The organism is Kocuria rhizophila DC2201, assembly GCF_000010285.1.
Taxonomy (GTDB): Bacteria; Actinomycetota; Actinomycetes; order Actinomycetales; family Micrococcaceae; genus Kocuria; species Kocuria rhizophila_A.
Genome location: NC_010617.1, coordinates 1,503,279 through 1,529,573 on the forward strand (window position 1 = coordinate 1,503,279; position 26,295 = coordinate 1,529,573).

Below are 26,295 nucleotides of genomic sequence, written 5' to 3' on the forward strand. Positions count from 1 at the left end.
CGACCTTTCGGGAGGGCTGCGGGGATCAGCGGGCCAGGGGTGTGGCCAGCTCCCCGTCGCGGACCACCGGGTGGCCGCGGTAGAACGTGGCGCGCACCGCGCCCGGCAGGGTCATCCCCCGGTACGGGCTGTTGCGGGCCTTGGACGCGTGTCGCGAGGGGTCCACGGGCGTGGCCCCGGTGGGGTCCCACAGCACGATGTTGGCAGGGGCGCCGGGTGCCAGCTCCCGGCCCTGGTCCGTCAGCCCCAGGATCTCCGCCGGGCGGCGGGACATGATCTGGGCGACGCGCTGCCACCCGATCAGCCCGGTGTCCACCAGGGTGTGCTGGACCACGGCCAGGGCGGTCTCCAGCCCGGTCATCCCGTGGGCCGCCCAGGACCACTCGCACTCCTTGTCCTCGGCGGTGTGCGGGGCGTGGTCCGTGCCGATCACGTCGATCGTGCCTTCTGCCACGGCCCGGCGCAGGGCCTGGACGTCCTCGTCCGTGCGCAGCGGCGGGTTGACCTTGTACACGGGGTCGAAGGTGCGCACCAGCTCGTCCGTGAGCAGCAGGTGGTGGGGGGTGGCCTCGGCCGTGACCGTCACCCCGCGCTCCTTGGCCCACCGCACGATTTCCACGGACCCGGCCGTGGAGAGGTGGCAGATGTGCAGTCGGGAGTCCACGTGCTGGGCCAGCAGCACGTCCCGGGCGATGATCGCCTCCTCGGCCACGGCGGGCCAGCCGGCGAGGCCGAGGTCCGCGGAGACCGCGCCCTCGTTCATCTGCGCGCCCTCGGTCAGCCGGGGCTCCTGGGCGTGCTGGGCGATGATGCCGTCGAAGGCCTTGACGTACTCCAGGGCCCGGCGCATCAGCACGGGGTCGTGCACGCACTTGCCGTCGTCGGAGAACATCCGCACCGCGGCGCGGGACTCCGCCATGGCCCGGATCTCGGCCAGCCGCTCGCCCTCCAGTCCCACGGTCACCGCGCCCACCGGGTGCACGTCCGCCCAGCCGGCGTCCCGGCCCAGCTGCCACACCTGCTCGACCACGCCGGCGGTGTCCGCCACGGGGTTCGAGTTGGCCATCGCGAACACGGCGGTGTAGCCGCCCCGGGCCGCGGCGCGGGTGCCGGTCTCCACGGTCTCGGCGTCCTCGCGGCCGGGCTCCCGCAGGTGGGTGTGCATGTCCACGAGTCCGGGCAGGGCGATCAGCCCCGTGGCGTCGATGACCTCGGCGTCCTCGGGGACGTCCAGGGAGCCGGGGGCGCCCACGGCGGTGACGGTCCCGTCCACCACGAGCAGGTCCGAGGGGTCCCCGCCCTCGGGGCGGGCGTTGCTGATCAGGTAGGTGCTCATGAGGACCTCAGTTCTCGCTCGGGTTCGGGGAGCTCTCGTCACCGGAGAGCAGCAGGAAGAGGACGGCCATGCGCACGGACACGCCGTTGGCCACCTGCTCCAGCACGGTGGAGCGCGGGGAGTCCGCGGCCTCGGAGGAGATCTCCAGACCGCGGTTCATGGGCCCGGGGTGCATGAACACCGTGGGCGCGCCCGCCTCCTCCAGGCGCCGCACGCGCTGGGCGGTCAGCCCCCAGCCGCGCGTGTACTCCGCCTCGCTCGGGAAGAACGCGGCGTTCATACGCTCGCGCTGCAGGCGCAGCATCATCACGGCGTCCGGGGCCTCGGCCAGCACGGCGTCGAGGTCGTAGCTGACCTCGCACGGCCAGCCGGTCAGGGCCACGGGCAGCAGCGTGGGAGGGGCCACCAGGGTCACACGGGCGCCCAGGGTGCTCAGCAACCACACGTTGGAGCGGGCCACGCGGGAGTGCAGCACGTCCCCCACGATCACCACGTGCATGTCCTCCAGGTCCATCCCGGTGCTCGCGACGCCCGTGGCGCGCGAGCGCACCCGGCGCAGGGTCATGGCGTCCAGCAGGGCCTGGGTGGGGTGGGCGTGCTTGCCGTCCCCGGCGTTGACCACGGCGGCGTCGATCCACCCGGAGTCCGCGAGCTGCTGCGGGGCGCCCGAGGAGCCGTGGCGGATCACCACGGCGTCCGCGCTCATGGCCATCAGCGTCTGGGCGGTGTCCTTCAGGGACTCGCCCTTGGACACCGAGGAGCCCTTGGCGGAGAAGTTGATCACGTCCGCGCTGAGCCGCTTCGCGGCGGTCTCGAACGAGATCCGGGTGCGGGTGGAGTCCTCGAAGAACAGGTTCACCACGGTGCGCCCGCGCAGCGCGGGCAGCTTCTTGACTTCGCGCGAGGACACGGCGGCCATCTGGTCCGCGGTGTCCAGGATCCGCACGGCGTCCGCGTACGAGAGGTCGGTGGTGCTCAGCAGGTGCTTCACGCGCACTCACCGTCCCGTCCACGAGCGGCGGACGACGCCGCACGGCCGGGTGAGCGGGCGACGTCGGCGTCGGAGGTCACGGGCGCGTCGATGACCACGCAGTCCTCGTGGCCGGTGGCCCGCGGTTGGGGATCGGTCTCACGCAGCAGCACCCGCACCTTCTCGCGGGAGGACGTGGGCAGGTTCTTGCCCACGTGGTCCGCGCGGATGGGCAGCTCCCGGTGGCCCCGGTCCACGAGCACCGCGAGGCGCACCACGTCCGGGCGGCCCACGTCCACGAGGGCGTCCAGGGCCGCGCGGATGGTGCGCCCGGAGCACAGGACGTCGTCCACGAGCACCACGGTGCGCCCGTCGATCCCGGACTCGGGGATGAGCGTGGGCTGCGGGGTGCGGGCGGGGTTCCTGCGGAGGTCGTCCCGGTACATGGTGATGTCCAGCTGGCCCGTGGCCGTGGCGGCGTGGAAGCCGGCGTCGATCTGCTCGAGGCGGGCGGCCAGGCGCTGTGCGAGCGGGTAGCCGCGGCGGGCGATGCCCAGCAGCACGAGGTTCTCGGAGCCGCGGTTGGACTCCAGGATCTCGTGGGCGATCCGGGACAGGGCCCGGTCGATGTCGGATGTCGAGAGGATCACGCGGGAGGTGGAGTCCTCCTGGGTCCGCTCGGCGTGTTCGGGCACGCTCACGTGCCGCCTCCTTCCCCGCCTCACGGGACGGAATTTAAAGGGTGCGATCGTTTCCTGAAGCTACCACACACGAAGAACCCCGGTCCGTGGCGCGCACGAACCGGGGTCGGGGCCTCAGTCGTCCAGCAGGGACGGCTTGACCTTCTGCAGCCGCCCCAGCAGACCGTTGACGAAGCGCGGTGAGTCGTCGGTGGACAGCTGCCGGGTCACGGCCACCGCCTCGGCCACGGCCACGCCGTCCGGGATCTCGCTGTTGTACAGCAGCTCCCACGCGCCCACGCGCAGCGCGTTGCGGTCCACCGCGGGCATCCGCCCGAGGGCCCAGCCCTGCGAGTAGGTCTCCAGGAACTCGTCGATGTCCTCGCGGCGCTCGTCCACGCCCTCGAGGATCTCCACGGTGTACGGGTTGATGGGCGAGGACGAGTTCTCGCGGCGGCGCACCAGGGCGTCACGCACGGACTCGTTGCGCTGCTCGGCCTCGAAGAGGATCTCGACGGCGCGCACCCGCGCCTTGCTGCGTGCCCCGCTCACTCGTTGACGCGTCCCAGGTAGTCACCGGTGCGGGTGTCCACCTTGACCTTGGTGCCCTGCTCGAGGAACAGGGGGACCTGGATCTGGTAGCCGGTCTCCACGGTGGCCGGCTTGGTGCCGCCCGTGGAGCGGTCGCCCTGAAGACCGGGCTCGGTGTAGGTGATCTCCAGCACCACCGACGGCGGCATCTCGATGTAGAGCGGCGCGCCCTCGTGGATGGCCACGGTCACGTTCTGGTTCTCGAGCATGAAGTTGGCGGCGTCGCCGACCACCACACCGGGCACGGTGATCTGGTCGTACGTGGAGTTGTCCATGAAGACGTAGTCGTCGCCGTCCTGGTACAGGTACTGGTACTCGCTGCGGTCCACCGTGGCCGTCTCGATCTTGGCACCGGCATTGAACGTCTTGTCCACCACCTTGCCGCTGGTCACGTTGCGCAGCTTGGTGCGCACGAACGCGCCACCCTTGCCGGGCTTGACGTGCTGGAACTCGATGGTCTGCCAGAGGTTGCCGTCGAGCTTGAGGATGGTGCCGTTCTTGATGTCGTTGCTGGTTGCCACGGTGTCACTTTCTCGTCGGGTACGTCGCCGCACTGGGTCCGGCTCGTGGAGCCGGGCCAGTCTACCGCGTGCGGCCGGATCCCCCGGTGCGGGGGTGCGGGCCCCGCAGGGCCCCGCACGTCAGTCCGCGATCTCCTGGTAGCACGCGAACAGGATCGCGGGGTCCGGGACCTCCATGATGCGCGGCGCGGCGATCCGGTCCAGGACCACGAAGCGCAGCAGGTTGCCGCGGGTCTTCTTGTCCCGCTTCATGACCTCCAGCAGCCTGGGCCACTGGTCGGCGCGGTACGAGACTGGCAGCCCCAGGGAGGTGAGGATCTCGCGGTGCAGGGCCACGACGTCGTCGGAGAGGGTTCCGGCCGCGCGCCCCAGCTCTGCCGCGAAGACCATACCCACCGAGACCGCCGCGCCGTGGCGCCACTGGTAGCGCTCGTTGTGCTCGATCGCGTGGCCCAGGGTGTGGCCGTAGTTCAGGTACTCACGCCGCCCGGACTCGCGCAGGTCCGAGGAGACCACCTCCGCCTTGACGCGCACGCTGCGCTCCACAAGCTCGCGCACCACGGCCGAGGAGCTGTCCCGGACCTCGGCGGGATGCTCCTGGATCAGGGTGAGGATCTGCGGGTCCGCGATGAACCCGCACTTGACCACCTCGGCCATGCCCGTGAGCAGCTCGTTCTCGGGCAGGGTGGCCAGTGAGTCGAGGTCGCACACCACCGCGGCCGGCGGGTGGAAAGCGCCCACCAGGTTCTTGCCCTCGGCCGTGTTGATCCCGGTCTTGCCGCCCACCGCGGCGTCCACCATGCCCAGCAGCGTGGTGGGCAGGTGGAGCACCCGCACACCGCGCAGCCACGTGGCGGCCACGAAGCCCGCGAGGTCCGAGACCGCGCCGCCGCCCACGGAGACCACGGCGTCCGTGCGCGTGAAGTCGGACTGGCCCATGATCTGCCAGCAGAAGGCCGCCACCTCCACGCGCTTGCCCTCCTCCGCGTCCGGGATCTCCGCCACGAAGCTCTGGATCCCGGCGGCGCGCAGATTCTCCTGGACCACGTCGCCCGTCGCGCGCAGGGCACGAGGGTGGATGATCAGCACCTTCTTGACGCGCTCCCCCAGCAGCTCGGGGACGCGGCCGAGCAGGCCGTTGCCCACCAGGACGTCGTACTGGTTCTCGGGGGTGTCCCCGCGCACGGGGATCACGGTCTCGTTCATGCGGTGCGGTCCTCTTCGGTTGCGGGCTGCCCGGGCGCGTCCAGCGCGGCGTGCAGCTGGTGGGCGATCTGCGCGACGGTGCGCGGGGCGCGTCCGTCCAGGGTGATGGTGGCGAGACGCTCGAACGTCCCGCGGCGCTCGGCCATGATCCGGGTCCACCGCGCCTCGGGGTCCGGCTGCAGCATGGGCCGGGTGGTGTTGCCCCGGATGCGGGGGCGCACCGTGTCCAGGTCCACCTCCAGGTAGGCCACCGTGCGCCCCTCGATCAGCAGCTGCACGAGGGGGGACATCGGTGCTCCCCCGCCCAGGGAGATCACGCAGCGCTCGTTGCGGGGGTCGTCCAGCAGCTCGGCCACCACCTCGGCCTCGATGCGGCGGAACTCCGCCTCACCGCGCGCACGGAAGAGAGCGGGGATGGGCCCGTGGCGGGACTCGATCACGCGGTCGGTGTCTACGTGCCGTAGGCCGTGGTGGGTGGACATGTACTGGGCCACGCGGGACTTGCCGGCGGCCATGGGCCCGATCAGCACCACCGGCAGCGCCGCACCGCTCACGAGAGGTCCCCGCGCACCTCGTCCAGTGCCGCCAGCGCGGCCGGGTCCGCGAGCTCGGGCGAGGTGCGTAGCGACTCGGGGATGCCCGCGAGGTAGGAGTCCCGGTTGCGCACGAGCTCCGCGACGGAGTCCCCGCCGAACTTCTCGAGCGCGGCCTCCGCGAGCACGAGCGCCACCATGGCCTCGGCCACGACGCCCGCGGCCGGCACCGCGCACACGTCCGAGCGCTGGTGGTGGGCACGGGCGGGCTCACCGGTGGCCACGTCCACGGTGTGCAGCGAGCGGGGCACCGTGGCAATGGGCTTCATGGCCGCGCGCACCCGCAGCAGGTCACCCGTGGACATCCCGCCCTCGATGCCACCGGCCCGGTTGGACACGCGGTGCACGGAGCCGTCGGCGCGCAGGGTCTCGTCGTGGGCCAGGGACCCCGGACGCTGCGCAGTGCGGAAGCCGTCCCCGACCTCCACGCCCTTGATCGCCTGGATGCCCATCAGCGCCCCGGCCAGCCGGGAATCCAGCCGCCGGTCCCAGTGGACGTACGAGCCGAGCCCCGGGGGCATCCCCTCGGCCAGCACCTCCACGACGCCGCCCAGGGTCTCCCCCGCCTTGTGCGCGGCGTCCACCGCGGCCACCATGGCCGCGGACGTCTCCGCGTCGAAGCAGCGCAGCGGGTCGGCGTCGAGGGCGGGGACGTCCTGCGGTCCGGGCAGCGGAGCGCCCTCGGGCACGGCCACCTCGGCCACCGCGGTGGTGTGCGAGACCAGGCGCACGCCCAGCGCCGCGAGGATCTGGGAGGCGACCACGCCGAGGGCAACCCGCGTGGCCGTCTCACGCGCGGACGCGCGCTCGAGCACCGGACGGGCCTCGTCGAAACCGTACTTCTGCATGCCCGTGAGGTCCGCGTGGCCCGGACGCGGCCGGGTCAGCGGTGCGTTGCGGGCCCTGCCCTCGAGAACCTGCGGGTCCACGGGGTCCGAGCTCATGACGTCCTGCCACTTGGGCCACTCGGTGTTGGCGATCTCGATGGCCACCGGCCCGCCCTGCGTGAGACCGTGGCGCACACCGCCGAGGATCCGCACGCGGTCCTGCTCGAACTTCATCCGGGCACCGCGCCCGTAGCCCAGCCTCCGGCGCGCCAGGGCGTCCTGGACCATCCCGGTGGTCAGTTCCACACCGGCGGGCACGCCCTCGACGATCCCCACGAGCGCCTCGCCGTGGGACTCTCCGGCCGTGAGCCAACGCAACATCCTGCACTCCAGTCCTCAGCGGGGATCGCGCGGATCCCCTGTGGTCAATTCCTGCGCCGGGCCCTCCCGCGCCTCGCGCCTCGCCGGCTCCTGCGTCCGACCGGCACCGCACGCGGGAGCCGTGACGAGCGCACCGGGCTCACACCGCCAGGCGGCCCTGCTGGGCCCGTCGGACCCGGTCCGGCACCGCGCGCTCCGGGCGCCCGACGGCGCGGCACATGGCCGCGGTCACGGCGGCCTCCTCCGTAAGCGGCTCACGGGGCGTGCCCCGCGTGAACCAGCGCACCTGGTCCACGGCCTGGAAGATCAGCATATCGAGACCCGGTGCCACCGCGCCGCCGGCCTCCTGCCACGCCCGGGCCAGCGCCGAGGGCCAGGGGTCGTAGGCCACGTCCAGCAGCACGCCACCGGTCCGACGACGCCGCGCTGCCCACTCGCCCGCGAGCTCGTCCGCCGCGCGCGGGGGAAGCGTGGACACCACCACGTCGGCGCGGTCCAGCAGCTCGGGCGCCTGCGTCCAGGGGCGCACGTCCACCGCGGTTCCCACGGCCCGTGCCACGGACTCCAGGGACGCGGCCCGCGCGGGAGTGCGTACCGCCACGGCCACGCACCCGGCACCGAGACCGTGCAGGGCCGCGACGGCCGCGCTCGCGGTGGCTCCCCCGCCCAGCACGACGGCGCTCGGGGCCTCGGGCACGTCCCCCGCCGCGGTCACGGCGGCCATGATGCCCATGACGTCCGTGTTGTCCGCGGTGACCGACCCGTTCTCGTCGAACACGAGGGTGTTGGCGACCCCCAGTGCCCGGACGAGGGGCGTGGTGCGGCCCGCCGCACGGGCCGCACGCGGCTTGAGCGGCATGGTCACCGAGAAGCCCGACCAGCCGCCGTCGGAACGGGCCGCGGCCCAGAACTGGTCCCAGGCCTGCCACGGGACGTCCCGGCGGGTGTACTGCGCGGGGATCCCGAGCGCGCCGTACGCGGCGTCGTGCAGCGCCGGGGACAGCGAGTGCCCCACGGGATGGCCCAGCACGGCGGCGCGCAGCACGGGGGTGGTCGGGGAGGTCACCTCAGGAGCACTTTCCCTCGTGGTCGGAGCACCACTTCTGGTACTCGGCCACGTACTTCTGGTGCTCCTCGTACGTCTTGGCGAACTTGGTCTCACCCGTGTCCAGGTTGACCGTGACCCAGTAGTAGTAGTCGTTCTTCTCGGGGTGCGCGGCGGCGGCGATGGCGTCGTCGCTCGGGGAGCCGATGGGACCCACGGGCAGGCCCGGGTTCGCGTACGTGTTGTACGGGTTGGACTTGTCCTTCTTCTCCTCGTCGGTGAGGTGCACGGTCTTCTTGCCCAGCCCGTACGTCACGGAGGCGTCGGACTGGATGAAGCCGCTGGTCTCGCCGTCCGGGTGGTTCATGCGGTTCTCGATCGCCCCGGCCACGGAGGGGTAGTTCTTGGGGGTGCCCTCGAACTCCACGATCGAGCCGATGGTCAGCACCTCGAACCACTTGTCCTCGGGGACGTCGTTCTTCTTCAGGGTCTCCTTGGTGCGGTCCACCATCTCCTGGAGCACCTGCTCCGCGGTGGCGTCCAGGGGGAAGCGGTACTCCCCCGGGTGCAGCCAGCCCTCCAGGTCCGGGAACTTCTCCGGAACGCCGAACTTCTTCTTGTCCGAGGCGAGCGTCTCGAACTCGGACTTCTGGATGCCCGTGGCCTGGCTCAGGGTGGTGAGGGTGTCGTCAAGACGCTGGGTCTTGGCGATGGCGGCGTAGTGCGAGGCCTCGCCCTTGTCCATGAGCCGATTGATGACGTCTTCGGAGCTCATGTGCGTCTTGAGCTGGTAGTCCCCGGGCTGGATGAAGTCCTGGGGGTAGCGCTTCTGGAACTGGGAGACAAAGTAGGAGGAGTTCGCCACGATCTCCTGGGACTGCAGGTCCTGGGCGATCTGGCCCGTGGTGCTGCCGTCCGAGACGGAGAAGTTCACGTCCTGGTCCCCCGAGCCGTGGTAGTCCTTGCGCTCGAACAGGCCGAGGGCCGAGCCCAGCACGGCCACGACCACCAGCAGGGCGGCCACGAACAGCGCAATGGCGGTGGCCATGGAGGCCCGGGAGCGGGTGCGGCGGCGCTTGCGCTGCTCGGGGGTCACGTCGTGGTGCTCGAACGTGCCCATGAGGCGCGAGTGGGGACCTTCGTCCGTGGCGTGCTCGGAGCCCTGCCCTCCACCGGGTGCCCGGTGCTGGGGTGCCCCGTCACCGGTGCCATTGCGTCGCGGCTCTTCGCTCACGAATACTCTCCGTCCGCCGTTCTGGTGGTCATGTGGGCCGTGTCCGGCCGCGCCGCCCGGGTGGGGGTGGCGCGTCGGGTTCAGGCGTCCGCCGTGACGGCCTCGCCCGGCTCCTCACCGGTGCGCAGCCCCTGGTCCACCGCGGTCTGCAGGAACGTCACGGCCGCGGCCTGGTCGACCCTGTCCATGTGCTCCCGCCGGGAGACGCCCGAGTCCAGCAGGGACCGGTGGGCGGTCACCGTGGACAGGCGCTCGTCCACCAGGCGCACCTCGGTAGTGCACCCCCGTGAGCCTAGCCGACGAAGCAACCCGGCAGCGTAATCCCTGGCCATCCGCGTGGAATCATTCTCGTGCCCGTTGAGGCTGCGGGGAAGCCCCACGTAGACCGTGCGGACGTCGCGCTGCTCGCAGAGCTTGGTGATGATCTTCACATCGAAGGCTTTGCGGGGGTTGGGGTCCCGCGTGAGCGTCTGGTGCGGGGTGGCCAGGACGCAGTCCGGGTCGGTCAGGGCGATTCCCACCCTGACCGTTCCCACGTCCACGCCCATGCGCACCCCGCGCACGAAGGCCTCGGGCATCAGCCCGCCGTGCTCTGGATCTGCCGACGGATCGCGGCCAGGGCGTCGGGGATCTTCGCGGCGTCGGAACCGCCGCCCTGGGCGACGTCCGGCTTGCCGCCGCCACCGCCGCCGAGCGTGGTGGCCGCGGTGCGCACGAGCTGCCCGGCCGCGAGACCGGCGTCCCGGGCGGCGTCGTTGACCGCGACGACCACGAGCGGGCGGTCGTTGGCCACACCGGTGACCGCGGCCACGGCGGGCTCGGAGCCCAGCCGCGTGCGCAGGTCCAGCGCGAGGGAGCGCAGCGCGTCCGCGGAGGCGATCTCCCCGGCGTCGTGCAGCACGGCGGTGACGGGACCGACGCGCTCGGCGTCGCGCGCGAGCTGGCCGGCCTGGGCCTGCAGCTGCTGCTGGCGCAGGCCCGCGAGCTGACGCTCGGTCTCCTTGAGCTTGTCCAGGGTGGCCGCGAGCCGCTCGGGCAGCTCGGCGCTGGACTGCACCTTGAGCATCCCGGTGAGCTGGTTGACCAGGGTGCGCTCCGCCGCCAGGTGGTTGAACGAGTTCAGGCCCACGAGCGCCTCGACGCGCCGGTTGCCCGAGCCCACGGACTGCTCCGAGACGAGCGAGAGCGAACCGAGCTGGGACGTGGAGCCCACGTGGGTGCCGCCGCACAGCTCACGGGACCACGGGCCGTTCATCTCGACCACGCGCACCTCGTCCCCGTACTTCTCACCGAACAGGGACATGGCGCCCAGCTTCTTGGCCTCGGCCAGCGGCATCTCGCGGGTGACCACCTCGAAGTCGTCGCGGATCGCGGTGTTCGCGATCTGCTCGATCTCCTGGATCTGACCCGCGTTCAGGGCCTCGCCGTGGGAGAAGTCGAAGCGCAGGTAGCCCTCCTTGTTGAAGGAGCCGCGCTGGACGGCGTCGGGGCCCAGGACGTCGTGCAGGGCCGCGTGGATCACGTGGGTGCCGGAGTGGGCGGCCTCGCCGTCGTGGCGGCGGCGCGAGTCCACCCGGGCGGTGACCTCGTCCCCCACGAGCACCTGGCCCGCGGAGACCGTGACCTTGTGCACGGACAGACCCTTGACCGGCTGCTGGACGTCCTCCACGGTGAGCTGCGCCCCGTCCGAGGAGTCGATGGTGCCCACGTCCGCGGCCTGACCGCCGGCCTCCGCGTAGAACGGGGTGCGTTCCAGCACGACCTCCACGTGCTCACCCTCGCTCGCGGCGGGCACGGAGACGCCGCCGGAGAGGATCGCGCGCACGGTGGTGGGGGTCACCAGCTCGGTGTAGCCAGTGAACTCGCTGCCGTGGTCGTCCAGCATCCGGCGCAGCTCGGAGAGGTCCGCCAGGGCGCCCTTCTTGGCGCGGGCGTCCTCCTGGGCACGCTGGCGCTGCTCGGCCATCAGGGCACGGAAGGCGGTCTCGTCCACGGACACACCGGCCTCCTCCGCCATCTCCAGCGTGAGGTCGATGGGGAAGCCGAAGGTGTCGTGCAGGGCGAACGCGTCCGCGCCGCTCAGGGCCCGCTGCTCACCCTTGGCCACCTCCACGGCGTGCTCCAGGCGGGTGGTGCCGGACTCGATGGTCTTGAGGAACGCCCGCTCCTCCGCGTAGGCGATCCGCGAGATCCGCTCGAAGTCCTCCGCCACGACCGGGTAGACGCCCTTCATGGCGTCCCGGGACTCGGGCAGCAGCACGGGCAGGCACGGCTCGGTCACGCCCAGCAGACGCATGGCGCGCACCGCGCGGCGCAGCAGCCGGCGCAGGATGTAGCCGCGGCCCTCGTTGCCGGGGGTCACGCCGTCCGCGATGAGCATCAGCGAGGAGCGCACGTGGTCCGCGACCACGCGCATCCGGACGTCGTCGTCGTAGCCCTGCTCACCGGCCTTCTCGGCGCCGTGGTACGTACGGCCGGAGAGCTTTGCCGCGGCGTCGAGCACGGGGCGGACCTGGTCCGTCTCGTAGAAGTTCTCCACGCCCTGCAGCAGCATGGCCAGGCGCTCCACGCCGAGGCCGGTGTCGATGTTCTTGCGCGGCAGTTCGCCGAGGATCTCGTAGTCCTTGCCGTTGCCCTCGCCGCGCTGGTACTGCATGAACACGAGGTTCCAGATCTCGATGTAGCGGTCGTCGTCCACCGCCGGGCCGCCGTCCTTGCCGTAGCGCGGGCCGCGGTCGTAAAAGATCTCGGAGTCCGGACCGGCCGGGCCCGGCTGGCCGGTGTCCCAGTAGTTCTCGTCCCGGCCCATGCGCTGGATCCGCTGTGCCGGCAGGCCCACGGTGTCGTGCCACAGGTCGTAGGACTCCTGGTCCCCCTCGTACACGGTGACCCACAGCCGCTCGGGGTCCAGGCCGAAGCCGCCCTGCTCGGGCGCGGTGGTCAGCAGCTCCCACGCCATGGGAATGGCCTGGGACTTGAAGTAGTCGCCGAATGAGAAGTTTCCGGCCATCTGGAAGAACGTGCCGTGGCGGGCGGTCTTGCCCACCTCGTCGATGTCCAGGGTGCGGATGCACTTCTGCACGGAGGTGGCCCGCTGGTACGGGGGCGTCTCCTGGCCCAGGAAGTACGGGATGAACGGCACCATGCCGGCGATGGTGAACATGGCACCGGGCTGCTGCGACACCAGGGACGCCGAGGGCACCACGTGGTGGTCCCTGGCCTCGAAGTAGCTCAGCCAGCGCTGGGTGATCTCGTGAGAGAGCATTACCGCTCGTTTCCTTCCGAAGGGACGTGGTCGATGACCCGGCCCCGGGGGTCCTCCGGGCCGGTCGAGGGGTCGTGCGAGGCAACGGGGTGCCAGGGGACGCCCGCCGGGGGCACGGCGGCGTCGGCGGGGTGGTTGGCGGTGTGGTCCACGGGCGAGCGCACGCCGAACTGCTGCTGCAGCTGCGCCTCGCGCTCGTCCATGCCCGCGCGCACGCGGGCCGCGAACTCGCCGAAGCGGCGGGCGGCGGAGCGCAGGGTGTCGACGGCGCCCGGGCGCGGCCGGTGCGCCACGTCACCGGTGCCGGTGCGCGCCACCGCGGTCTGCTCGGGGCTGCCCTGGACCGCACGCGCCAGGGACTGCCGGGCCGCGGGATCGGAGGCGACGCGCGTGGCCGCCCCGCCCACGAGGGCTCCGGCGGCGAGCAGCGCGAGTTTGGACCACATGCCCATGATCAGCTCCTGGATTCCGTGGGGTGGGCGGCCTCGGCGGGGCCCGCCGCCGGGCCGGAGCCGGTGTCCGCCGCGGCGTCGGGCGCATGCCCGGTCCCTGAGGTTCCCTCCTGGGGGCGGGTCTGGGCACCGGTGGCACCCGGCTGGGGTGAGAACGCCCGGCGCAGCCCGTGCGAGAAGGACGCCACCTTGATCAGCGGCTGCCCCACCGTGGAGGCCACCAGCGAGGACAGCGCGGAGACGTTCGCGGAGGCGTCCGAGACGTTGGAGGTGATCCCGTCCACCTTCTCCAGCTGGGTGTTGGTGGTGCTGACCGTGCGGGTGACCTCGTCGATCAGGGGCGTGGTGCCGTCGTTGATCGAGCGGATGGTCAGGCGCAGCTCGTCGAACACGCGACCCAGCTTCACGATCGGCAGCGCCAGCAGGCCCACGAGCACCGCGAACACGAAGGCCGCGAGCAGACCGGCGATTTCCCCACCGTCCATGGGTGACCACAACTCCGTCCATGCATCGTCATCGGATCGGCGTGAATGCCGACCGAAGCGCAACTCTACCCAACAACTCGCACGCGTCCGAGACACCCGGTGGCACCGGAGACCGGTGCCCGCGGCACGCGCCGCACCGTACGCGTCCGAGGGGCCACCTCGTACGGGGCCGCAGACGCGGACAGCCCGCGGTGGGAACCGCGGGCTGTCCGGTTGCCGCCCGACGAACGGGCGGCGGCACACGCAGGGTCAGGCCATGCGTGCGTAGTACTCGACCACGAGCTGCTCCTCGCAGGTCACGGGGACCTCGGAGCGCTCCGGCTTGCGCGAGAGCGTGGCCTGCAGCCGGTCGATCGTCACGTCGAGGTACGGCGGGGTGTCCGGCAGGACGTCCTGGTTCGCACCGGTCGCGGCGATCTGGAACGGCACCATCTTCTCGGAGCGCGGGTGCACGTGGATCATCTGACCCGGGCGCACGCGGTACGAGGGACGGTCCACGCGCTGGCCGTCCACCATGATGTGGCGGTGCACCACGGCCTGGCGGGCCGCGGCCATCGTGCGGACGAAGCCCGCGCGCAGCACGAGGGCGTCCAGGCGGGTCTCGAGCAGGGCGATGAGGTTCTCACCGGTCTGGCCCTCGACGCGCTTGGCCTCCACGTAGGCGCGGTGCATCTGCTTCTCGCGGATGTTGTACTGCGCGCGCAGCCGCTGCTTCTCGGTCAGGCGCACCTTGTAGTCGGAGTCCTGCTTGCGGCGGGCACGGCCGTGCTCGCCGGGTGCGTACGGGCGGCGCTCGAAGTACTTCTCGGCCTTCGGCGTCAGCGCGATGCCGAGGGCGCGGGACTTGCGCACCTGGCGGCGCGCACGGGAGCTGTTGTTCTGGGACAAAGCATGCCTTTCATGCGGTTCGACGGCGTACGGGCAGGGCCCGCGTTCCGTTCTGGGTGGTACTGGCCTCCTGCGCGGGGGAATCGGTTCCCGCGGGAGAGGTGCGGATCAGCCGCAATCCGACGTGCCTAGCGTCCACCGTGTGCTCTCCGGGCCCGTGAGGGTGTCAGGGGCGCCGCAGGTCCACCGGGGACGTGCCAGCCAGCGTTCCACTATAGCGGACTCAGTCGACGTCCTCGTTCACCCAGTCCAGGGACTTGGTCACGGCCTTGCCCCAGTTGCGGAACAGCTTCTCCTGCTGCTCGCGGTCCCCCTCGGGATCCCAGCGCTTGTCCTCGGCCCAGTTCCGGGTGATCTCGTCCAGGTCCGCCCAGAAGCCCACCGCGAGACCGGCCGCGTACGCGGCACCCAGCGCGGTGGTCTCCGTGATCTCGGGGCGGATCACGGGCACGCCCAGCTGGTCCGCCTGGAACTGCATGAGCAGCTCGTTGGCCGTCATGCCGCCGTCCACGCGCAGCTCCACGAGGTCCTGCTGCGAGTCGTTGTTCATGGCCTCGACCACCTCGCGGGACGGGTAGGCGGTGGCCTCCAGCACGGCGCGGGCGATGTGCTCCTTGCGCACGTAGCGGGTCAGACCCACCAGGGCGCCACGGGCGTCCGGGCGCCAGTGCGGTGCGAACAGGCCCGAGAACGCGGGCACGAAGTACGCCCCGCCGTTGTCCTCGACGGCGCGCGCGAGCGGCTCGATCTCCTTGGCGTCCTGGATGATCCCGAGGTTGTCCCGCACCCACTGCACGAGCGAGCCCGTGACCGCGATCGAGCCCTCGAGGGCGTAGACCGGCTTCTCGCCCTCGATCTGGTAGCACACCGTGGTGATGAGCCCGTGGTCCGAGCGCACCGGGGTCTCCCCCACGTTCATCAGCAGGAAGCTGCCCGTGCCGTAGGTGTTCTTGCCCATGCCGGGCTCGAAGCACGTCTGGCCGAACATCGCGGCCTGCTGGTCGCCCAGGATGCCCGCGATCGGGACCTGCTTGAGGAAGCCGCGGGCGCGGCCCTTGCCGTAGACCTCGGAGCTGCAGCGGATCTCGGGGAGCATGGACATGGGGATGCCCAGCGTGTCGCAGAGGTCCTCGTTCCAGTCCAGCGTGTCGATGTTCATGAGCAGCGTGCGGGACGCGTTGGTCACGTCCGTGACGTGCACGCCGTCGTGGGTGCCGCCCGTGAGGTTCCACACGAGCCAGCTGTCGGTGGTGCCGAAGATGAGGTCCCCGGCCTCGGCCTTCTCCCGTGCGCCCTCCACGTTGTCCAGGATCCACTTGACCTTGGGGCCCGCGAAGTAGCTGGCCAGGGGCAGACCGGTGAGCTCGCGGAAACGCTCCTCGCCGCCGTCCCGTGCCAGCTCGTCCACGATGTCCTGGGTGCGGGTGTCCTGCCACACGATGGCGTTGTACACGGGCTCACCCGTGTTCCTGTCCCACACCACGGTGGTCTCACGCTGGTTGGTGATGCCCACCGCGGCGAGGTCCTCACGGGTCAGCTCGGTCTCCGCGAGCGCGTCCGCCACGCAGCGGCGGGTGTTGCGCCAGATCTCCTGGGGATCGTGCTCGACCCAGCCCGCGCGCGGGAAGATCTGCTCGTGCTCGTACTGGCCCACGCCCTTGATGTGGCCCGAGTGGTCGAAGACGATGGCCCGGGTGCTGGTGGTGCCCTGGTCGATGGCCATCACGTACTGCGGTTCGCTCATGAGGTGACTCCTTCGTCAGATGTGTGTCTCGGTGCGTGCGGGGTGCTCAGCCGATGAGGTGCGCCGCCACGCCGGCGAGCACACCGCCCACCACGGGTCCGAGGACCGGGACCCAGCTGTAGGACCAGTTGCTGCTCAGCTTGCCGGGGATCGGCAGCAGCGCGTGGGCCAGACGGGGGCCGAGGTCGCGCGCGGGGTTGATGGCGTAGCCCGTGGGCCCGCCGAGGCTCATGCCGATCGCGACCACCAGCACGCCCACGGCGAGCGGGCCGAGCTGGCTGGGGGTCTCGCCGAAGACCAGGATCACGTACACCAGCACGAAGGTGGCGATGACCTCGGTGACGAAGTTCCAGCCGTAGCTGCGGATCTCGGGCCCGGTGGCGAAGACGTCGAGGGTGGCCACGCCGTCGTGCCCGGCGGCGTCGAAGTGCTTCTTGTACGCGAGCCAGCACACGACGGCGCCCACGAACGCCCCGACCATCTGCGCCACGAGGTACACCACGGTGCTCGCCGCGGTGATGGCCACGCCCGGGGCGTACTGGGGCTCCTGGCCCGCGAGCATGCCCAGGGTCACGGCCGGGTTCAGGTGCGCGCCCGAGGCGTGGCCCACGTACACGCCGGCGAACACGGCGAAGCCCCAGCCGAAGCTGATGAGCAGCCAGTCCGCGCCGTTGCCCTTGGTCCGCGGCAGCACCACGTTGGCGACCACGCCGCAGCCCAGCAGCACGAGCACGGCCGTGCCGAAGGCCTCCGACATGAACACGGTGGACAGCGCCACCTCGGTCACTTCATTCACTGCACCCTCCATTGGGTGTTATGGGGCCCGGAACGGTTCAGGGCCCGGGATCCTGTCTCAGCCCTGCTGCTGCGGGTACGGGTTTCCCGCGCCCTCGCGCAGCCGCTGGGCGGTGTCCTCGTCGTTCTCCTGCAGCGCGGCGTGCTCGGCACGGCGCATCTGCTCGTAGAGATCGACCTGGCGTGCGCGCTCGGCCTCGTCCCAGCCGAGGACGTCACCCATGATGCGGGCGATCTCCGGGGCCGCGGCGGAGCCGCCGTCGCGCTGCTCGTAGTTCAGGTGGGTGCGCCGGCACATCACGTCCTCGAGGTCCAGGGCGCCCTCGTGCGTGGCCGCCCGCTGGATCTCGACCTTGAGGTACTGCTCGGCACCCGGCACGGGCTCACCGAGCTCGGGGTGCTCCGCCACGGTGTCGAGCATCTCGAGGGTCTCGTCCCCGTAGCGGTTGAGCAGCCGCTCCACGACCACCTGCTCCATCCCGGTGCGCTGGGCGAGGTGCTCGGACTGGTTCATCAGACCGGACCAGCCCTGGGCGCCCAGCAGCGCGACGTGCTCGGTGATGGACGGGTTCTCCTTGGCGGCCTTCTTGCCGATGGCGGCGTCCACGGCGTCCTTGCCCATCACGCGGTAGGTGGTCAGCTTGCCGCCGGCGATGGTGAACAGCCCGGGCGCGGCCTCCACCACGGAGTGCTCGCGGGAGATCTTGGTGGAGGGCGTGGCCTCTCCCTTGGTGCCCGGCTGCACGAGCGGGCGCAGCCCGGCCCACGTGCCGATCACGTCGTCCACGGTCAGCGGGTCCCGCAGGATCGCGTTGGCGTGCTCCAGGACGTACTCGACGTCCTCGCGGGTGGCCGTGGGTGTGGCGAGGTCACGCTCGTACGGGGTGTCCGTGGTGCCGATGACCCAGTAGTTGTCCCACGGGATGATGAACAGCACGGACTTCTCGGTCTGCAGGATGATCCCGGTGGAGCCGTCCAGACGCTCCTTGGGGACCACGATGTGGATGCCCTTGGACGCCAGCACCTTCAGCCCGGTCTCGGACTGCGCGAGGTCCTGGACCGGCTCGGTCCACACGCCGGCGGCGGAGATCACGACCTTGGCGCGCACCTCGCGGGTCTCGCCCGTGGTGAGGTCCTCCACGTGGGCGCCGACCACGCGGCCGGACTCGTCCCGGACGAGGTTGCGGGCCGCGGCGCGGTTGGCCGCGAGCGCGCCGTAGCGCTGGGCGGTGCGCACGAGGTCCAGGGTCAGCCGGGCGTCGTCCACGCGGCCGTCCCAGTAGGCGATGGCGCCCACGGCGGCGTCGTCGCGCATGGCGGGGAAGGTCTTGCGCACCCCGGCGGCGCTGAGGTGGCGCTGGATGGGCAGGGACTCGGCCTTGGCGCCCACGTGGGCCAGGGTGTCGTACATGCCGATGCCGGTGGCCACGAACGGGCGCTCCCAGCCCTTGTGGGTGAGCGGGTACATGAACTGGATGGGCTTGACCAGGTGCGGGGCCAGCCGGTGCATCAGGAGGTCGCGCTCCTTGAGGGCCTCCGCCACGAGGGCGAAGTTGAGCTGCATGAGGTAGCGCAGCCCGCCGTGGACCAGTTTGGAGGAGCGCGAGGAGGTGCCCTGGGCCCAGTCCTGGGCGTCGATGATGGCGGTGGAGAGCCCACGGGTGGCGGCGTCCAGGGCGATCCCGGCGCCCGTGATGCCGCCGCCGATCACCAGGACGTCGACGGGGTGCTCCGCCATCGCGCGGAGGTCGTTGTTGCGCTGCTGTGCGTTCAAAGAGGTCAGAGGCACGGTTGCCGCTCCTGTCTACCGGTGGGTAGCCGACGATTTTTTCGGGTGGCACACACCATAGTCCTCCTGTGGTGGTGAGGTGAACACGGCCCCGGGCGGGCCCGCCGCGTGGGTGGCTCCCGGCGGCGCTCAGGGGGTGTCGGGGCCGCCGCGCACCATGTGGCGCAGGATCTCTAGACGGTGGGAGACCTGCTTCTCGTGGCCGTACGGGGTAGGGGTGTAGTAGTCCCGGCCCACGAGCTCGTCCGGCGGGTACTGCTGGGTGGCCACGGCGTTCGGGGCGTCGTGGGCGTAGCGGTAGCCGTGCCCGTGGCCGAGGTCCGCGGCCCCGGGGTAGTGCGCGTCCCGCAGGTGCGGGGGCACGGGCCCGGCGCGTCCGGCGCGGACGTCGGCGATCGCGGCGTCCACCGCGAGGTAGGACGCGTTGGACTTGGGTGCGGTCGCGAGGTGGGCCACGGCCTGTGCGAGCGGGATCCGCCCCTCGGGCATGCCGATCAGCTGCACGGCCTGGGCCGCGGCCACGGCGGTCTGCAGAGCGGTGGGGTCGGCCATGCCGATGTCCTCGGACGCGGAGATGATCAGCCGGCGCGCGATGAACCGGGGGTCCTCCCCCGCCTCGATCATCCGGGCGAGGTAGTGCATCGCGGCGTCCACGTCCGAGCCGCGCAGGGATTTGATGAATGCGCTGACCACGTCGTAGTGCTGGTCCCCCTGCCTGTCGTAGCGCACGGCGGCCCGGTTCACGGCCTCCTCCGCGTGCTCCAGGGTCACGACGGGCCGCGTGCCCGGCCCCTGCGCTTCAGCGGGACCGGAGGGCTGCTCCGCATCCCCGCCGCGGGACGGGTCGGCTGCGGGGGCGGACTCGCCCGAGCCGCTCCGGTGCTCCGCCGCAGCACCGGAGCGAGCGGCACCGGAGCCAGCGCCACCGACACGAGCCGTCCCAGCGCCAGACGCTTCGGCACCAGACGTCTCGGCACGCGCCGCGCCACCCTCTCCCGAGGGCTCATCAGCGGGCCGGTGCTCGTCCGCCCCGCCGGGGACGACGCCGCCCGCGTGGGACAGCGCGACCCCCGCCGCCGCCTCCAGGGACGTCAGCGCCTTGCGGGCGTCTCCCCCGGCGACGTCCAGCAGGTGCTCGCGGGCCTCGGGGGCCAGGTCGACGGCGCCGTCCAGGCCGCGCGGGTCCGTGACCGCACGGTCCAGCAGCTCGCCGATGTCCCGGCGCTCCAGCGGCTGCAGGGTGAGCATGAGCGAGCGCGAGAGCAGCGGGGAGATCACGGAGAAGGAGGGGTTCTCCGTGGTGGCGGCCACCAGGATCACCCAGCCGTTTTCCACCCCGGGCAGCAGGGCGTCCTGCTGGGCCTTGGTGAAGCGGTGGATCTCGTCAAGGAACAGCACCGTGGTGCGCCCGTGCAGGTCCCGGGCCGTGAGCGCCTCGTCCATGACACGGCGGACGTCCTTGACGCCGGCGGTGAGCGCCGAGAGCTCCACGAAGGTGGTGCCGTGCCCGCGGGCGATGACCTGCGCGATGGTGGTCTTGCCCGTGCCGGGCGGTCCCCACAGGATCACGGAGGAGGGCGCGGCGGGCCCCGAGCTGCCGTTGACCAGGGCGCGCAGCGGTGAGCCCGGGCGCAGCAGGTGCTTCTGCCCGACCACCTCGTCCAGGGTGCGGGGGCGCATCCGCACGGCGAGCGGGGCGCGGGAGCGGGCCCGCCCCCCGGCGGTGTCGCGGGCGGGCTCCGTGGCGGTCGTGGGCTGGCCGCCGAGCGGGTCCGGAAGGTCGAACAGGGAGTTGCTCACGCCCCGACAGTACTGCCCGCCGCGGACACGCAGAACCGGCGCGGCCGCCCGTCGAATCTCACGGCGGATCTCAGCCGCGCCGGGGCCGGTCGAGCTCGTCGCTGTCCACCAGCACGGTCACGGGTCCGTCGTTGACCAGGGAGACCTCCATGTGTGCACCGAAACGTCCGGTCCGCACGGGGATCCCGCGCTCGCGCAGGGCCGCCACGAACGCCTCGAACAGCGGCTCGCTCTGCTGACCGGGCGCGGCCCGGGACCAGGACGGGCGCCGCCCCTTGCGCACGTCCCCGTAGAGCGTGAACTGGCTGACCGCGAGCACGGGCGACGGACCGTCCGCGCACGAGGTCTCCCCCGGCAGGATCCGCAGGCCCGCGACCTTCCCGGCGAGCCTGGACACGGTCTCGGGGGTGTCCGTGTGCGTGAGCCCCACGAGCGCCAGAAGACCCGGCCCCTCGATCTCCCCCACGGTCTCCTCCGCCACCGTCACGGACGCGCGGGACACGACTTGCAGCACAATTCTCATGGGTCCCAGTCCACCACACGGACGCCTGCAGGCGCGGACCCCGGGCGGACCCCGCAGACCTCCCGGGCGCGAGCCCGGGCAGCCCGGGTGACGCCGCCGGGAGACCACCGGGGCCGCGAACGGTCAGCGGGCGGCGTCGTCCTCCATGAAACGGTGCCGTCCGGTGAGCAGGATGCCGCCGCTGAGCACCAGGAGCATGAGCCACAGGTACCCGAACGAGGGCCACCACGAGCCGGTGGCCCCGAACAGCAGCCCGAACGCGAGCGGACCCAGGGAGCCGGCGAGGTAGCCGAGCCCCTGGCCGAAGCCGGAGAGGGAGCCCGCCCCGGCGGTCGTGCGGGTGCGCGCGTTGATCAGCGTGATGGACAGCGGGAAAGAGGCCTGCGCCAGGGCGAAGACCGTGATCCACACCCAGATCAGCTCGAAGCCTCCCCACTGCGCGTGGGGCCACAGCAGCACCGCCAGGTAGCCCAGGGCGTAGAGGGCCACCGTGCTCAGCCCCAGCACCACGGTGTTCCCGAAGCGGCGCACCAGGAACGGCACCGCGAAGCTCACCGGCACCGCGAGGATCGCGTAGTAGGAGAGCATCAGCCCGGCGGTGTGCTCCGAGAAACCGGTGTCCGTGAGGAAGCGCGGCAGCCACAGGAACATGGAGAACGTGTTGGCGGAGGTGCCCGTGAACATCAGCACCACGCCCCAGCCGATCCGCGAGTGCCACGGCTTGACGCGCGCGGTGGTGGCCGGGGCCACCACCGCGTCCGGCAGCACCGTGAGGTCGGGGGTCTGCTCGGCGGGCGGGCGGCGGGAACCGCGGCGGGCACCCACCCACAGCACGAGCCACGGGAGCAGGGCTGCCAGGGAGAACACCGCCCACGAGCCCACGGACACGCGCCACCCGGCGGCGTCGGCGAGCGGGACCGCGAAGAAGGGTGCGGTGGCCGTGGACATGCCCAGCAGCATCGAGTAGAGCGCGGACAGCGCCGCGATCCGGTGCGGGAAGTACTTCTTGATCACGGGTGGCAGCACCACGTTGCCCATGCCCAGTCCGCACATGGTCACGAACGTGAGCACCACGAAGCCCACGTCGCCCGTGGTCAGGGCGCGCGCGACGGTGCCCGCGGCCGCGAGGGCGCAGGAGATGATCAGGAGGGCCTCGAGACCCACCCGGCGCATCGCCAGGGTGGTGAGGATTCCCGTGAGCGCGAAGCCCAGGGAAGGCATCATCGCCAGCACGCCCGCCTCAGCGGGGCTCAGGTGCAGGTCCTCAGTGATGCGACCGAGGACGGGTGAGACCCCGGAGACGGCGAGGCGCAGCGTGAAGGCGGTGACAACGACACCGGCCAGGGCCACGAGGCCCTGGCCGGTGCGACCGCGCGGTGCGTCGGAACTCAGTGCGAGGCTCCTTCCGGAGCGTCGGAGGCGGCCGCGGCCTGGGTGCGCGACTCGGGCTTGGCGTCCACGCCGGCGTCCTTGCGCTGCTGCGCCGTGATGGGTGCGGGTGCGGCGGTCAGGGGGTCGTAGCCGTTGCCGGTCTTGGGGAACGCGATGACGTCGCGGATGGACTCGGTGCCCGCGAGCAGGGCGACCACCCGGTCCCAGCCGAAGGCGATGCCGCCGTGCGGGGGTGCGCCGAACTGGAAGGCGTCCAGCAGGAAGCCGAACTTCTCCCGGGCGTCCTCCTCGCTGAGCCCCATGACGCGGAACACGCGGTCCTGCACGTCCCGGCGGTGGATGCGGATGGAGCCGCCGCCGATCTCGTTGCCGTTGCACACGATGTCGTACGCGTAGGCCAGCGCGGAGCCGGGGTCCGTGTCGAAGGTGTCCATGAACTCGGGCTTGGGGGACGTGAACGCGTGGTGCACGGCCGTCCACGCACCGGAGCCCACGGCCACGTCACCGGACTCCACGGCGTCGCTGGCGGGTTCGAACAGGGGCGCGTCCACGACCCACACGAAGGCCCAGTCGTTCTCGTCGATCAGACCCACGCGGTGGCCGATCTCCACACGGGCGGCACCCAGCAGCGCGCGGGAGGTCTTCACTGCACCGGCCGCGAAGAACACGCAGTCGCCGGGCTTGGCACCCACGGCCTCGGCCAGTCCGGCCTTCTCCGCCTCGGAGATGTTCTTGGCCACGGGCCCGGCGATCTCGCCGTCCTCCTTGAACAGCACGTACGCGAGGCCCTTGGCGCCGCGCTGCTTGGCCCACTCCTGCCAGGCGTCCAGCTGGCGTCGGGGCTGGGACGCGCCGCCCGGCATGACGACGGCACCCACGTACGGGGCCTGGAACACCCGGAACGGGGTGTCCTTGAAGTACTCGGTGAGCTCCGTGAGCTTCAGGTCGAAGCGCAGGTCCGGCTTGTCGGAGCCGTAGTCCGCCATGGCCTGGGCGTAGGTCATGCGCGGGATGGGGGTGGTGATGTCCACGCCGATCAGCGCCCAGAGGGCCTTCACGATCTGCTCGCCCAGGGCGATGACGTCGTCCTCCTCCACGAAGGAGGCCTCCACGTCCAGCTGGGTGAATTCGGGCTGGCGGTCCGCGCGGAAGTCCTCGTCCCGGTAGCAGCGCGCGATCTGGAAGTACTTCTCGATCCCGCCCACCTGCAGCAGCTGCTTGAACAGCTGCGGGGACTGCGGCAGCGCGTACCAGGATCCCGGGGCCAGGCGCGCGGGCACCAGGAAGTCACGGGCGCCCTCCGGCGTGGAGCGGGTCAGGGTGGGGGTCTCCACCTCGGTGAAGCCCTGCTCGTGCAGCAGGGTGCGGGCCACGCGGTTGACCTCGGAGCGCAGCCGCATGATGCGGGCGGGCTCGGGGCGGCGCAGGTCCAGGTAGCGGTACTTCAGGCGGGCCTCCTCGCCCACCTCCACGTGCTCGTCGATCTGGAACGGCAGGGGTGCGGCGGTGTTGAGCACGGTGAGCTCGTCCACCATGACCTCGACCTCGCCGGAGGGCAGGTTGGGGTTCTCGTTGCCCTCGGGGCGCCGCTCCACGGTGCCGGTGACCTGCAGGACGTACTCGTTGCGCAGCTGGTGGAACTGCTCCTCGTCCCGCACCACGATCTGCGCCACGCCGGAGGCGTCACGCAGGTCCACGAACGCCACACCGCCGTGGTCGCGGCGGCGCCCCACCCAGCCGGCCAGCGTGACGGTCTCTCCGATGTTCTCGGCACTCAGGGCGCCGAGCTCGTGTGTTCGCAGCACGTGCATCCACCTTCTCGTTCGTTCGTGATCGGGGTTGCGCGCCCCGGAAGTCCTGGTTCCCGCGGCTCGCGGGTGCCCCGGGACCGGCGGACGACGCCGCTGGGCCGGGTTCTCGTTCCCCGCGAGTCTACAAGCGCGCCGGGTCCACCGAGCGCGCCCGAGATCCCGCTCACAGCGGGTGGTACGGCGCTAGTGCCGCGGCTGCTGCGCGGAGAGCACCGTGGGGCGCAGGTCCTCGGCCGGGGGCTGCCAGCTCGCGGGGTCCGCGGCCACCTGCTCGCCGGAGCGGATGTCCTTGACCTCGTGGGTCACGGAGCCGTCCTCGGCCACCGTGGAGAACCACACGAACGGGATCCCGCGGCGCTCGGCGTAGCGGATCTGCTTGCCGAACTTCTGGGCGGTGGCCGCCACCTCGGTGGCGATCCCCCGGGCCCGCAGCGCGGTGGCGACGTCCTGCGCAGCGGACCACGAGGCGTCGTCGTTCAGGGCCACGAGCACCGCGGAGGGCACGGCGCGGGAGGCGGAGGCCATGGACTGGGAGAGGATGCGGGTGACCAGGCGGGTCACGCCGATCGACAGGCCCACGCCCGGGTACGTCTTCTTGCCGTTGCTCGCGAGGGATTCGTAGCGCCCGCCCGAGCACACGGAGCCGAGCTTCTCGTGGCCTACCAGGACTGTCTCGTAGACGGTACCGGTGTAGTAGTCGAGGCCGCGGGCGATCGAGAGGTCGGCCACGACCTTCCCGGGGGCGCGGCGGGCGGCCTCCCCCACGACCTCGGCGAGCTCCGCGAGGCCTTCCTCGAGCAGCTCGTTGGACTGGCCCAGCTCCCGCACGCGCTCCACGAACGAGGTGTCCTCGGTGCGGATCGCGGCGAGCGCGAGCGCCGCCTGCGCCTGCTCCGGGGTGGCGCCCACGTGCTCCTGGAGGTTGCGGGAGACGGCGTCCGCGCCGATCTTCTCGAGCTTGTCGATCTCGCGCAGCACGGCGGGGGCGTCGGTGAGGCCCACGGCGCGGTAGAACCCCTCGGCGAGCTTGCGGTTGTTCACGCGCAGCACGAACGGCGGGATGGGCAGCCGGGACAGCGCATCCACGATCACGAGCGCGAGCTCCACGTCGTAGCGGAAGGCCAGCGTGCCGTCCCCCACCACGTCGATGTCCGCCTGGGTGAACTCCCGGGCGCGCCCCTCCTGGGGACGCTCGCCTCGCCACACCTTCTGGATCTGGTAGCGGCGGAACGGGAACGTGAGGTGCCCGCCGTTCTCCACCACGTAGCGCGCGAAGGGCACGGTGAGGTCGAAGTGCAGGGCCAGGGCACCCTCGGGGTTGGGCTCGTCCGCGTCCTGCTGCAGCCGCGAGACGCCGTAGACCTCCTTGTCGATCTCCCCCTTGCGCAGCAGCTGCTCCACGGTCTCCACGGCACGGGTCTCGATCGAGGAGAAGCCGTGCAGCTCGAAGGTGCGCCGCAGGGAGTCCATCACGTGCTGCTCCACGATCCGCTCCTCGGGGAGCCACTCGGGGAAACCGGACAGTGAGGTGGTGCGGGCCATGGGTGGAACTCCTCGGTTGCTGGGTGCGGCGGTGCCGGTGGGCCTCGCGGACGGGCGCGGCGCAGCGGTCGGCGGCGGGTCCGGGGGCTCCGTGGGGTGTCTGCTGGCCATTCTAGGCTGCGCGCATCGTTAGGATGGCCGTGTCCACCTATGGAGCCTCGCCCGGTGACAGGAACCACAGCCACCGGCGAGGCCGTGCAGAGAGAGTTGTAGCGGTGACAGAACGTCCTGAATCCGACGACCGCCGTCCCGTCCCGGGACCGCCCGCCCCCCATGCGCCCGGGGAGCACCCCGACGCACCGGCCCCCGGAGCGCCCGCGCACGACGCCGCCGAGCACCCGGCCGCGCCCGGCGCACCCACCCCGGGCCCGGCGTCGTCGTCCCCCGAGCCGCCCGCTGCACCCGCGGCCCCGCCCGCGCCGGCC

General features: G+C 71.8%; 23 protein-coding genes. All 23 read right to left on the minus strand.

The window, feature by feature from the left end:
* Positions 1–25: 25 nt before the first annotated feature.
* Entirely contained in the window at positions 26–1,336 is a 1,311-nt protein-coding gene (locus KRH_RS06535; protein ID WP_012398403.1) for a dihydroorotase, read from the minus strand.
* Positions 1,337–1,343: 7 nt separating this feature from the next.
* Positions 1,344–2,327, minus strand: a complete 984-nt coding sequence (locus tag KRH_RS06540; RefSeq protein ID WP_041297602.1) for an aspartate carbamoyltransferase catalytic subunit — start codon at positions 2,325–2,327, stop codon at positions 1,344–1,346.
* Positions 2,324–3,007, minus strand: a complete 684-nt coding sequence (pyrR, locus tag KRH_RS06545) for a bifunctional pyr operon transcriptional regulator/uracil phosphoribosyltransferase PyrR (RefSeq protein ID WP_012398405.1) — start codon at positions 3,005–3,007, stop codon at positions 2,324–2,326. Before pyrR ends, KRH_RS06540 begins: the two co-directional genes overlap by 4 nt.
* A gap of 114 nt (positions 3,008–3,121) precedes the next feature.
* Complete coding sequence (nusB, locus tag KRH_RS06550) at positions 3,122–3,538, minus strand: transcription antitermination factor NusB (RefSeq protein WP_012398406.1); 417 nt, start codon at positions 3,536–3,538, stop codon at positions 3,122–3,124.
* Positions 3,535–4,098: an elongation factor P gene (efp, locus tag KRH_RS06555; RefSeq protein WP_012398407.1), complete on the minus strand. Its 564-nt coding sequence runs from the start codon at positions 4,096–4,098 to the stop codon at positions 3,535–3,537. The genes nusB and efp overlap by 4 nt, the downstream gene beginning before the upstream one ends.
* Before the next feature lie 120 nt (positions 4,099–4,218).
* Entirely contained in the window at positions 4,219–5,304 is a 1,086-nt protein-coding gene (gene aroB / locus KRH_RS06560; RefSeq protein WP_012398408.1) for a 3-dehydroquinate synthase, read from the minus strand.
* On the minus strand, positions 5,301–5,858 hold the full coding sequence (locus KRH_RS06565; RefSeq protein WP_012398409.1) for a shikimate kinase: 558 nt from the start codon (positions 5,856–5,858) through the stop codon (positions 5,301–5,303). The genes aroB and KRH_RS06565 overlap by 4 nt, the downstream gene beginning before the upstream one ends.
* Complete coding sequence (aroC, locus tag KRH_RS06570) at positions 5,855–7,105, minus strand: chorismate synthase (protein ID WP_012398410.1); 1,251 nt, start codon at positions 7,103–7,105, stop codon at positions 5,855–5,857. Before aroC ends, KRH_RS06565 begins: the two co-directional genes overlap by 4 nt.
* A 139-nt stretch (positions 7,106–7,244) precedes the next feature.
* Positions 7,245–8,171: a shikimate dehydrogenase family protein gene (locus KRH_RS06575; RefSeq protein ID WP_012398411.1), complete on the minus strand. Its 927-nt coding sequence runs from the start codon at positions 8,169–8,171 to the stop codon at positions 7,245–7,247.
* 1 nt (position 8,172) lies between these two features.
* Positions 8,173–9,384: an endolytic transglycosylase MltG gene (mltG, locus tag KRH_RS06580; protein ID WP_012398412.1), complete on the minus strand. Its 1,212-nt coding sequence runs from the start codon at positions 9,382–9,384 to the stop codon at positions 8,173–8,175.
* A gap of 80 nt (positions 9,385–9,464) precedes the next feature.
* The gene (ruvX, locus tag KRH_RS06585; RefSeq protein WP_012398413.1) at positions 9,465–9,962 is read right to left on the minus strand and encodes a Holliday junction resolvase RuvX; all 498 of its coding nucleotides are present in this window, start codon (positions 9,960–9,962) and stop codon (positions 9,465–9,467) included.
* On the minus strand, positions 9,962–12,649 hold the full coding sequence (gene alaS, locus KRH_RS06590) for an alanine--tRNA ligase (protein WP_012398414.1): 2,688 nt from the start codon (positions 12,647–12,649) through the stop codon (positions 9,962–9,964). The genes ruvX and alaS overlap by 1 nt, the downstream gene beginning before the upstream one ends.
* Positions 12,649–13,101 (minus strand): hypothetical protein, encoded by a 453-nt coding sequence (locus tag KRH_RS06595; protein ID WP_012398415.1) that lies wholly within the window; start codon positions 13,099–13,101, stop codon positions 12,649–12,651. Before KRH_RS06595 ends, alaS begins: the two co-directional genes overlap by 1 nt.
* A 2-nt stretch (positions 13,102–13,103) precedes the next feature.
* Positions 13,104–13,586 (minus strand): DUF948 domain-containing protein, encoded by a 483-nt coding sequence (locus tag KRH_RS06600; protein ID WP_012398416.1) that lies wholly within the window; start codon positions 13,584–13,586, stop codon positions 13,104–13,106.
* A gap of 249 nt (positions 13,587–13,835) precedes the next feature.
* The gene (gene rpsD / locus KRH_RS06605) at positions 13,836–14,474 is read right to left on the minus strand and encodes a 30S ribosomal protein S4 (RefSeq protein ID WP_012398417.1); all 639 of its coding nucleotides are present in this window, start codon (positions 14,472–14,474) and stop codon (positions 13,836–13,838) included.
* Between the two features lie 223 nt (positions 14,475–14,697).
* Positions 14,698–16,218 (minus strand): glycerol kinase GlpK, encoded by a 1,521-nt coding sequence (gene glpK, locus KRH_RS06610; protein WP_012398418.1) that lies wholly within the window; start codon positions 16,216–16,218, stop codon positions 14,698–14,700.
* A 46-nt stretch (positions 16,219–16,264) separates the two neighbouring features.
* A complete protein-coding gene (locus tag KRH_RS06615) occupies positions 16,265–17,014 on the minus strand; it encodes an MIP/aquaporin family protein (protein WP_012398419.1) in 750 nt (249 codons plus the stop codon).
* A gap of 57 nt (positions 17,015–17,071) precedes the next feature.
* Positions 17,072–18,802, minus strand: a complete 1,731-nt coding sequence (locus KRH_RS06620) for a glycerol-3-phosphate dehydrogenase/oxidase (RefSeq protein WP_012398420.1) — start codon at positions 18,800–18,802, stop codon at positions 17,072–17,074.
* Between the two features lie 129 nt (positions 18,803–18,931).
* Positions 18,932–20,602, minus strand: a complete 1,671-nt coding sequence (locus tag KRH_RS06625; protein WP_012398421.1) for a replication-associated recombination protein A — start codon at positions 20,600–20,602, stop codon at positions 18,932–18,934.
* A 70-nt stretch (positions 20,603–20,672) separates the two neighbouring features.
* Positions 20,673–21,125 carry a D-aminoacyl-tRNA deacylase gene (gene dtd / locus KRH_RS06630; protein ID WP_012398422.1) on the minus strand — a complete coding sequence of 151 codons (453 nt, stop codon included), beginning with the start codon at positions 21,123–21,125 and terminating at the stop codon, positions 20,673–20,675.
* Positions 21,126–21,248: 123 nt separating this feature from the next.
* The gene (locus tag KRH_RS06635; RefSeq protein WP_012398423.1) at positions 21,249–22,475 is read right to left on the minus strand and encodes an MFS transporter; all 1,227 of its coding nucleotides are present in this window, start codon (positions 22,473–22,475) and stop codon (positions 21,249–21,251) included.
* Positions 22,476–22,513: 38 nt separating this feature from the next.
* Positions 22,514–24,328, minus strand: coding sequence for an aspartate--tRNA ligase (gene aspS, locus KRH_RS06640; RefSeq protein ID WP_012398424.1), 1,815 nt, complete (start codon positions 24,326–24,328; stop codon positions 22,514–22,516).
* 183 nt (positions 24,329–24,511) lie between these two features.
* Entirely contained in the window at positions 24,512–25,870 is a 1,359-nt protein-coding gene (hisS, locus tag KRH_RS06645; RefSeq protein WP_012398425.1) for a histidine--tRNA ligase, read from the minus strand.
* Between the last annotated feature and the right edge of the window lie 425 nt (positions 25,871–26,295).

What these genes read in the sequence shown, in the direction of transcription:
- KRH_RS06535 (WP_012398403.1), bottom strand. Translation starts at nt 1,336, where the DNA reads ATGAGCACCTACCTGATCAGCAACGCCCGCCCCGAGGGCGGGGACCCC.
- aroB (WP_012398408.1), bottom strand. Translation starts at nt 5,304, where the DNA reads ATGAACGAGACCGTGATCCCCGTGCGCGGGGACACCCCCGAGAACCAG.
- aroC (WP_012398410.1), bottom strand. Translation starts at nt 7,105, where the DNA reads ATGTTGCGTTGGCTCACGGCCGGAGAGTCCCACGGCGAGGCGCTCGTG.
- ruvX (WP_012398413.1), bottom strand. Translation starts at nt 9,962, where the DNA reads ATGCCCGAGGCCTTCGTGCGCGGGGTGCGCATGGGCGTGGACGTGGGA.
- alaS (WP_012398414.1), bottom strand. Translation starts at nt 12,649, where the DNA reads ATGCTCTCTCACGAGATCACCCAGCGCTGGCTGAGCTACTTCGAGGCC.
- KRH_RS06595 (WP_012398415.1), bottom strand. Translation starts at nt 13,101, where the DNA reads ATGGGCATGTGGTCCAAACTCGCGCTGCTCGCCGCCGGAGCCCTCGTG.
- KRH_RS06600 (WP_012398416.1), bottom strand. Translation starts at nt 13,586, where the DNA reads ATGGACGGTGGGGAAATCGCCGGTCTGCTCGCGGCCTTCGTGTTCGCG.
- glpK (WP_012398418.1), bottom strand. Translation starts at nt 16,218, where the DNA reads ATGAGCGAACCGCAGTACGTGATGGCCATCGACCAGGGCACCACCAGC.
- dtd (WP_012398422.1), bottom strand. Translation starts at nt 21,125, where the DNA reads ATGAGAATTGTGCTGCAAGTCGTGTCCCGCGCGTCCGTGACGGTGGCG.
- aspS (WP_012398424.1), bottom strand. Translation starts at nt 24,328, where the DNA reads ATGCACGTGCTGCGAACACACGAGCTCGGCGCCCTGAGTGCCGAGAAC.
- hisS (WP_012398425.1), bottom strand. Translation starts at nt 25,870, where the DNA reads ATGGCCCGCACCACCTCACTGTCCGGTTTCCCCGAGTGGCTCCCCGAG.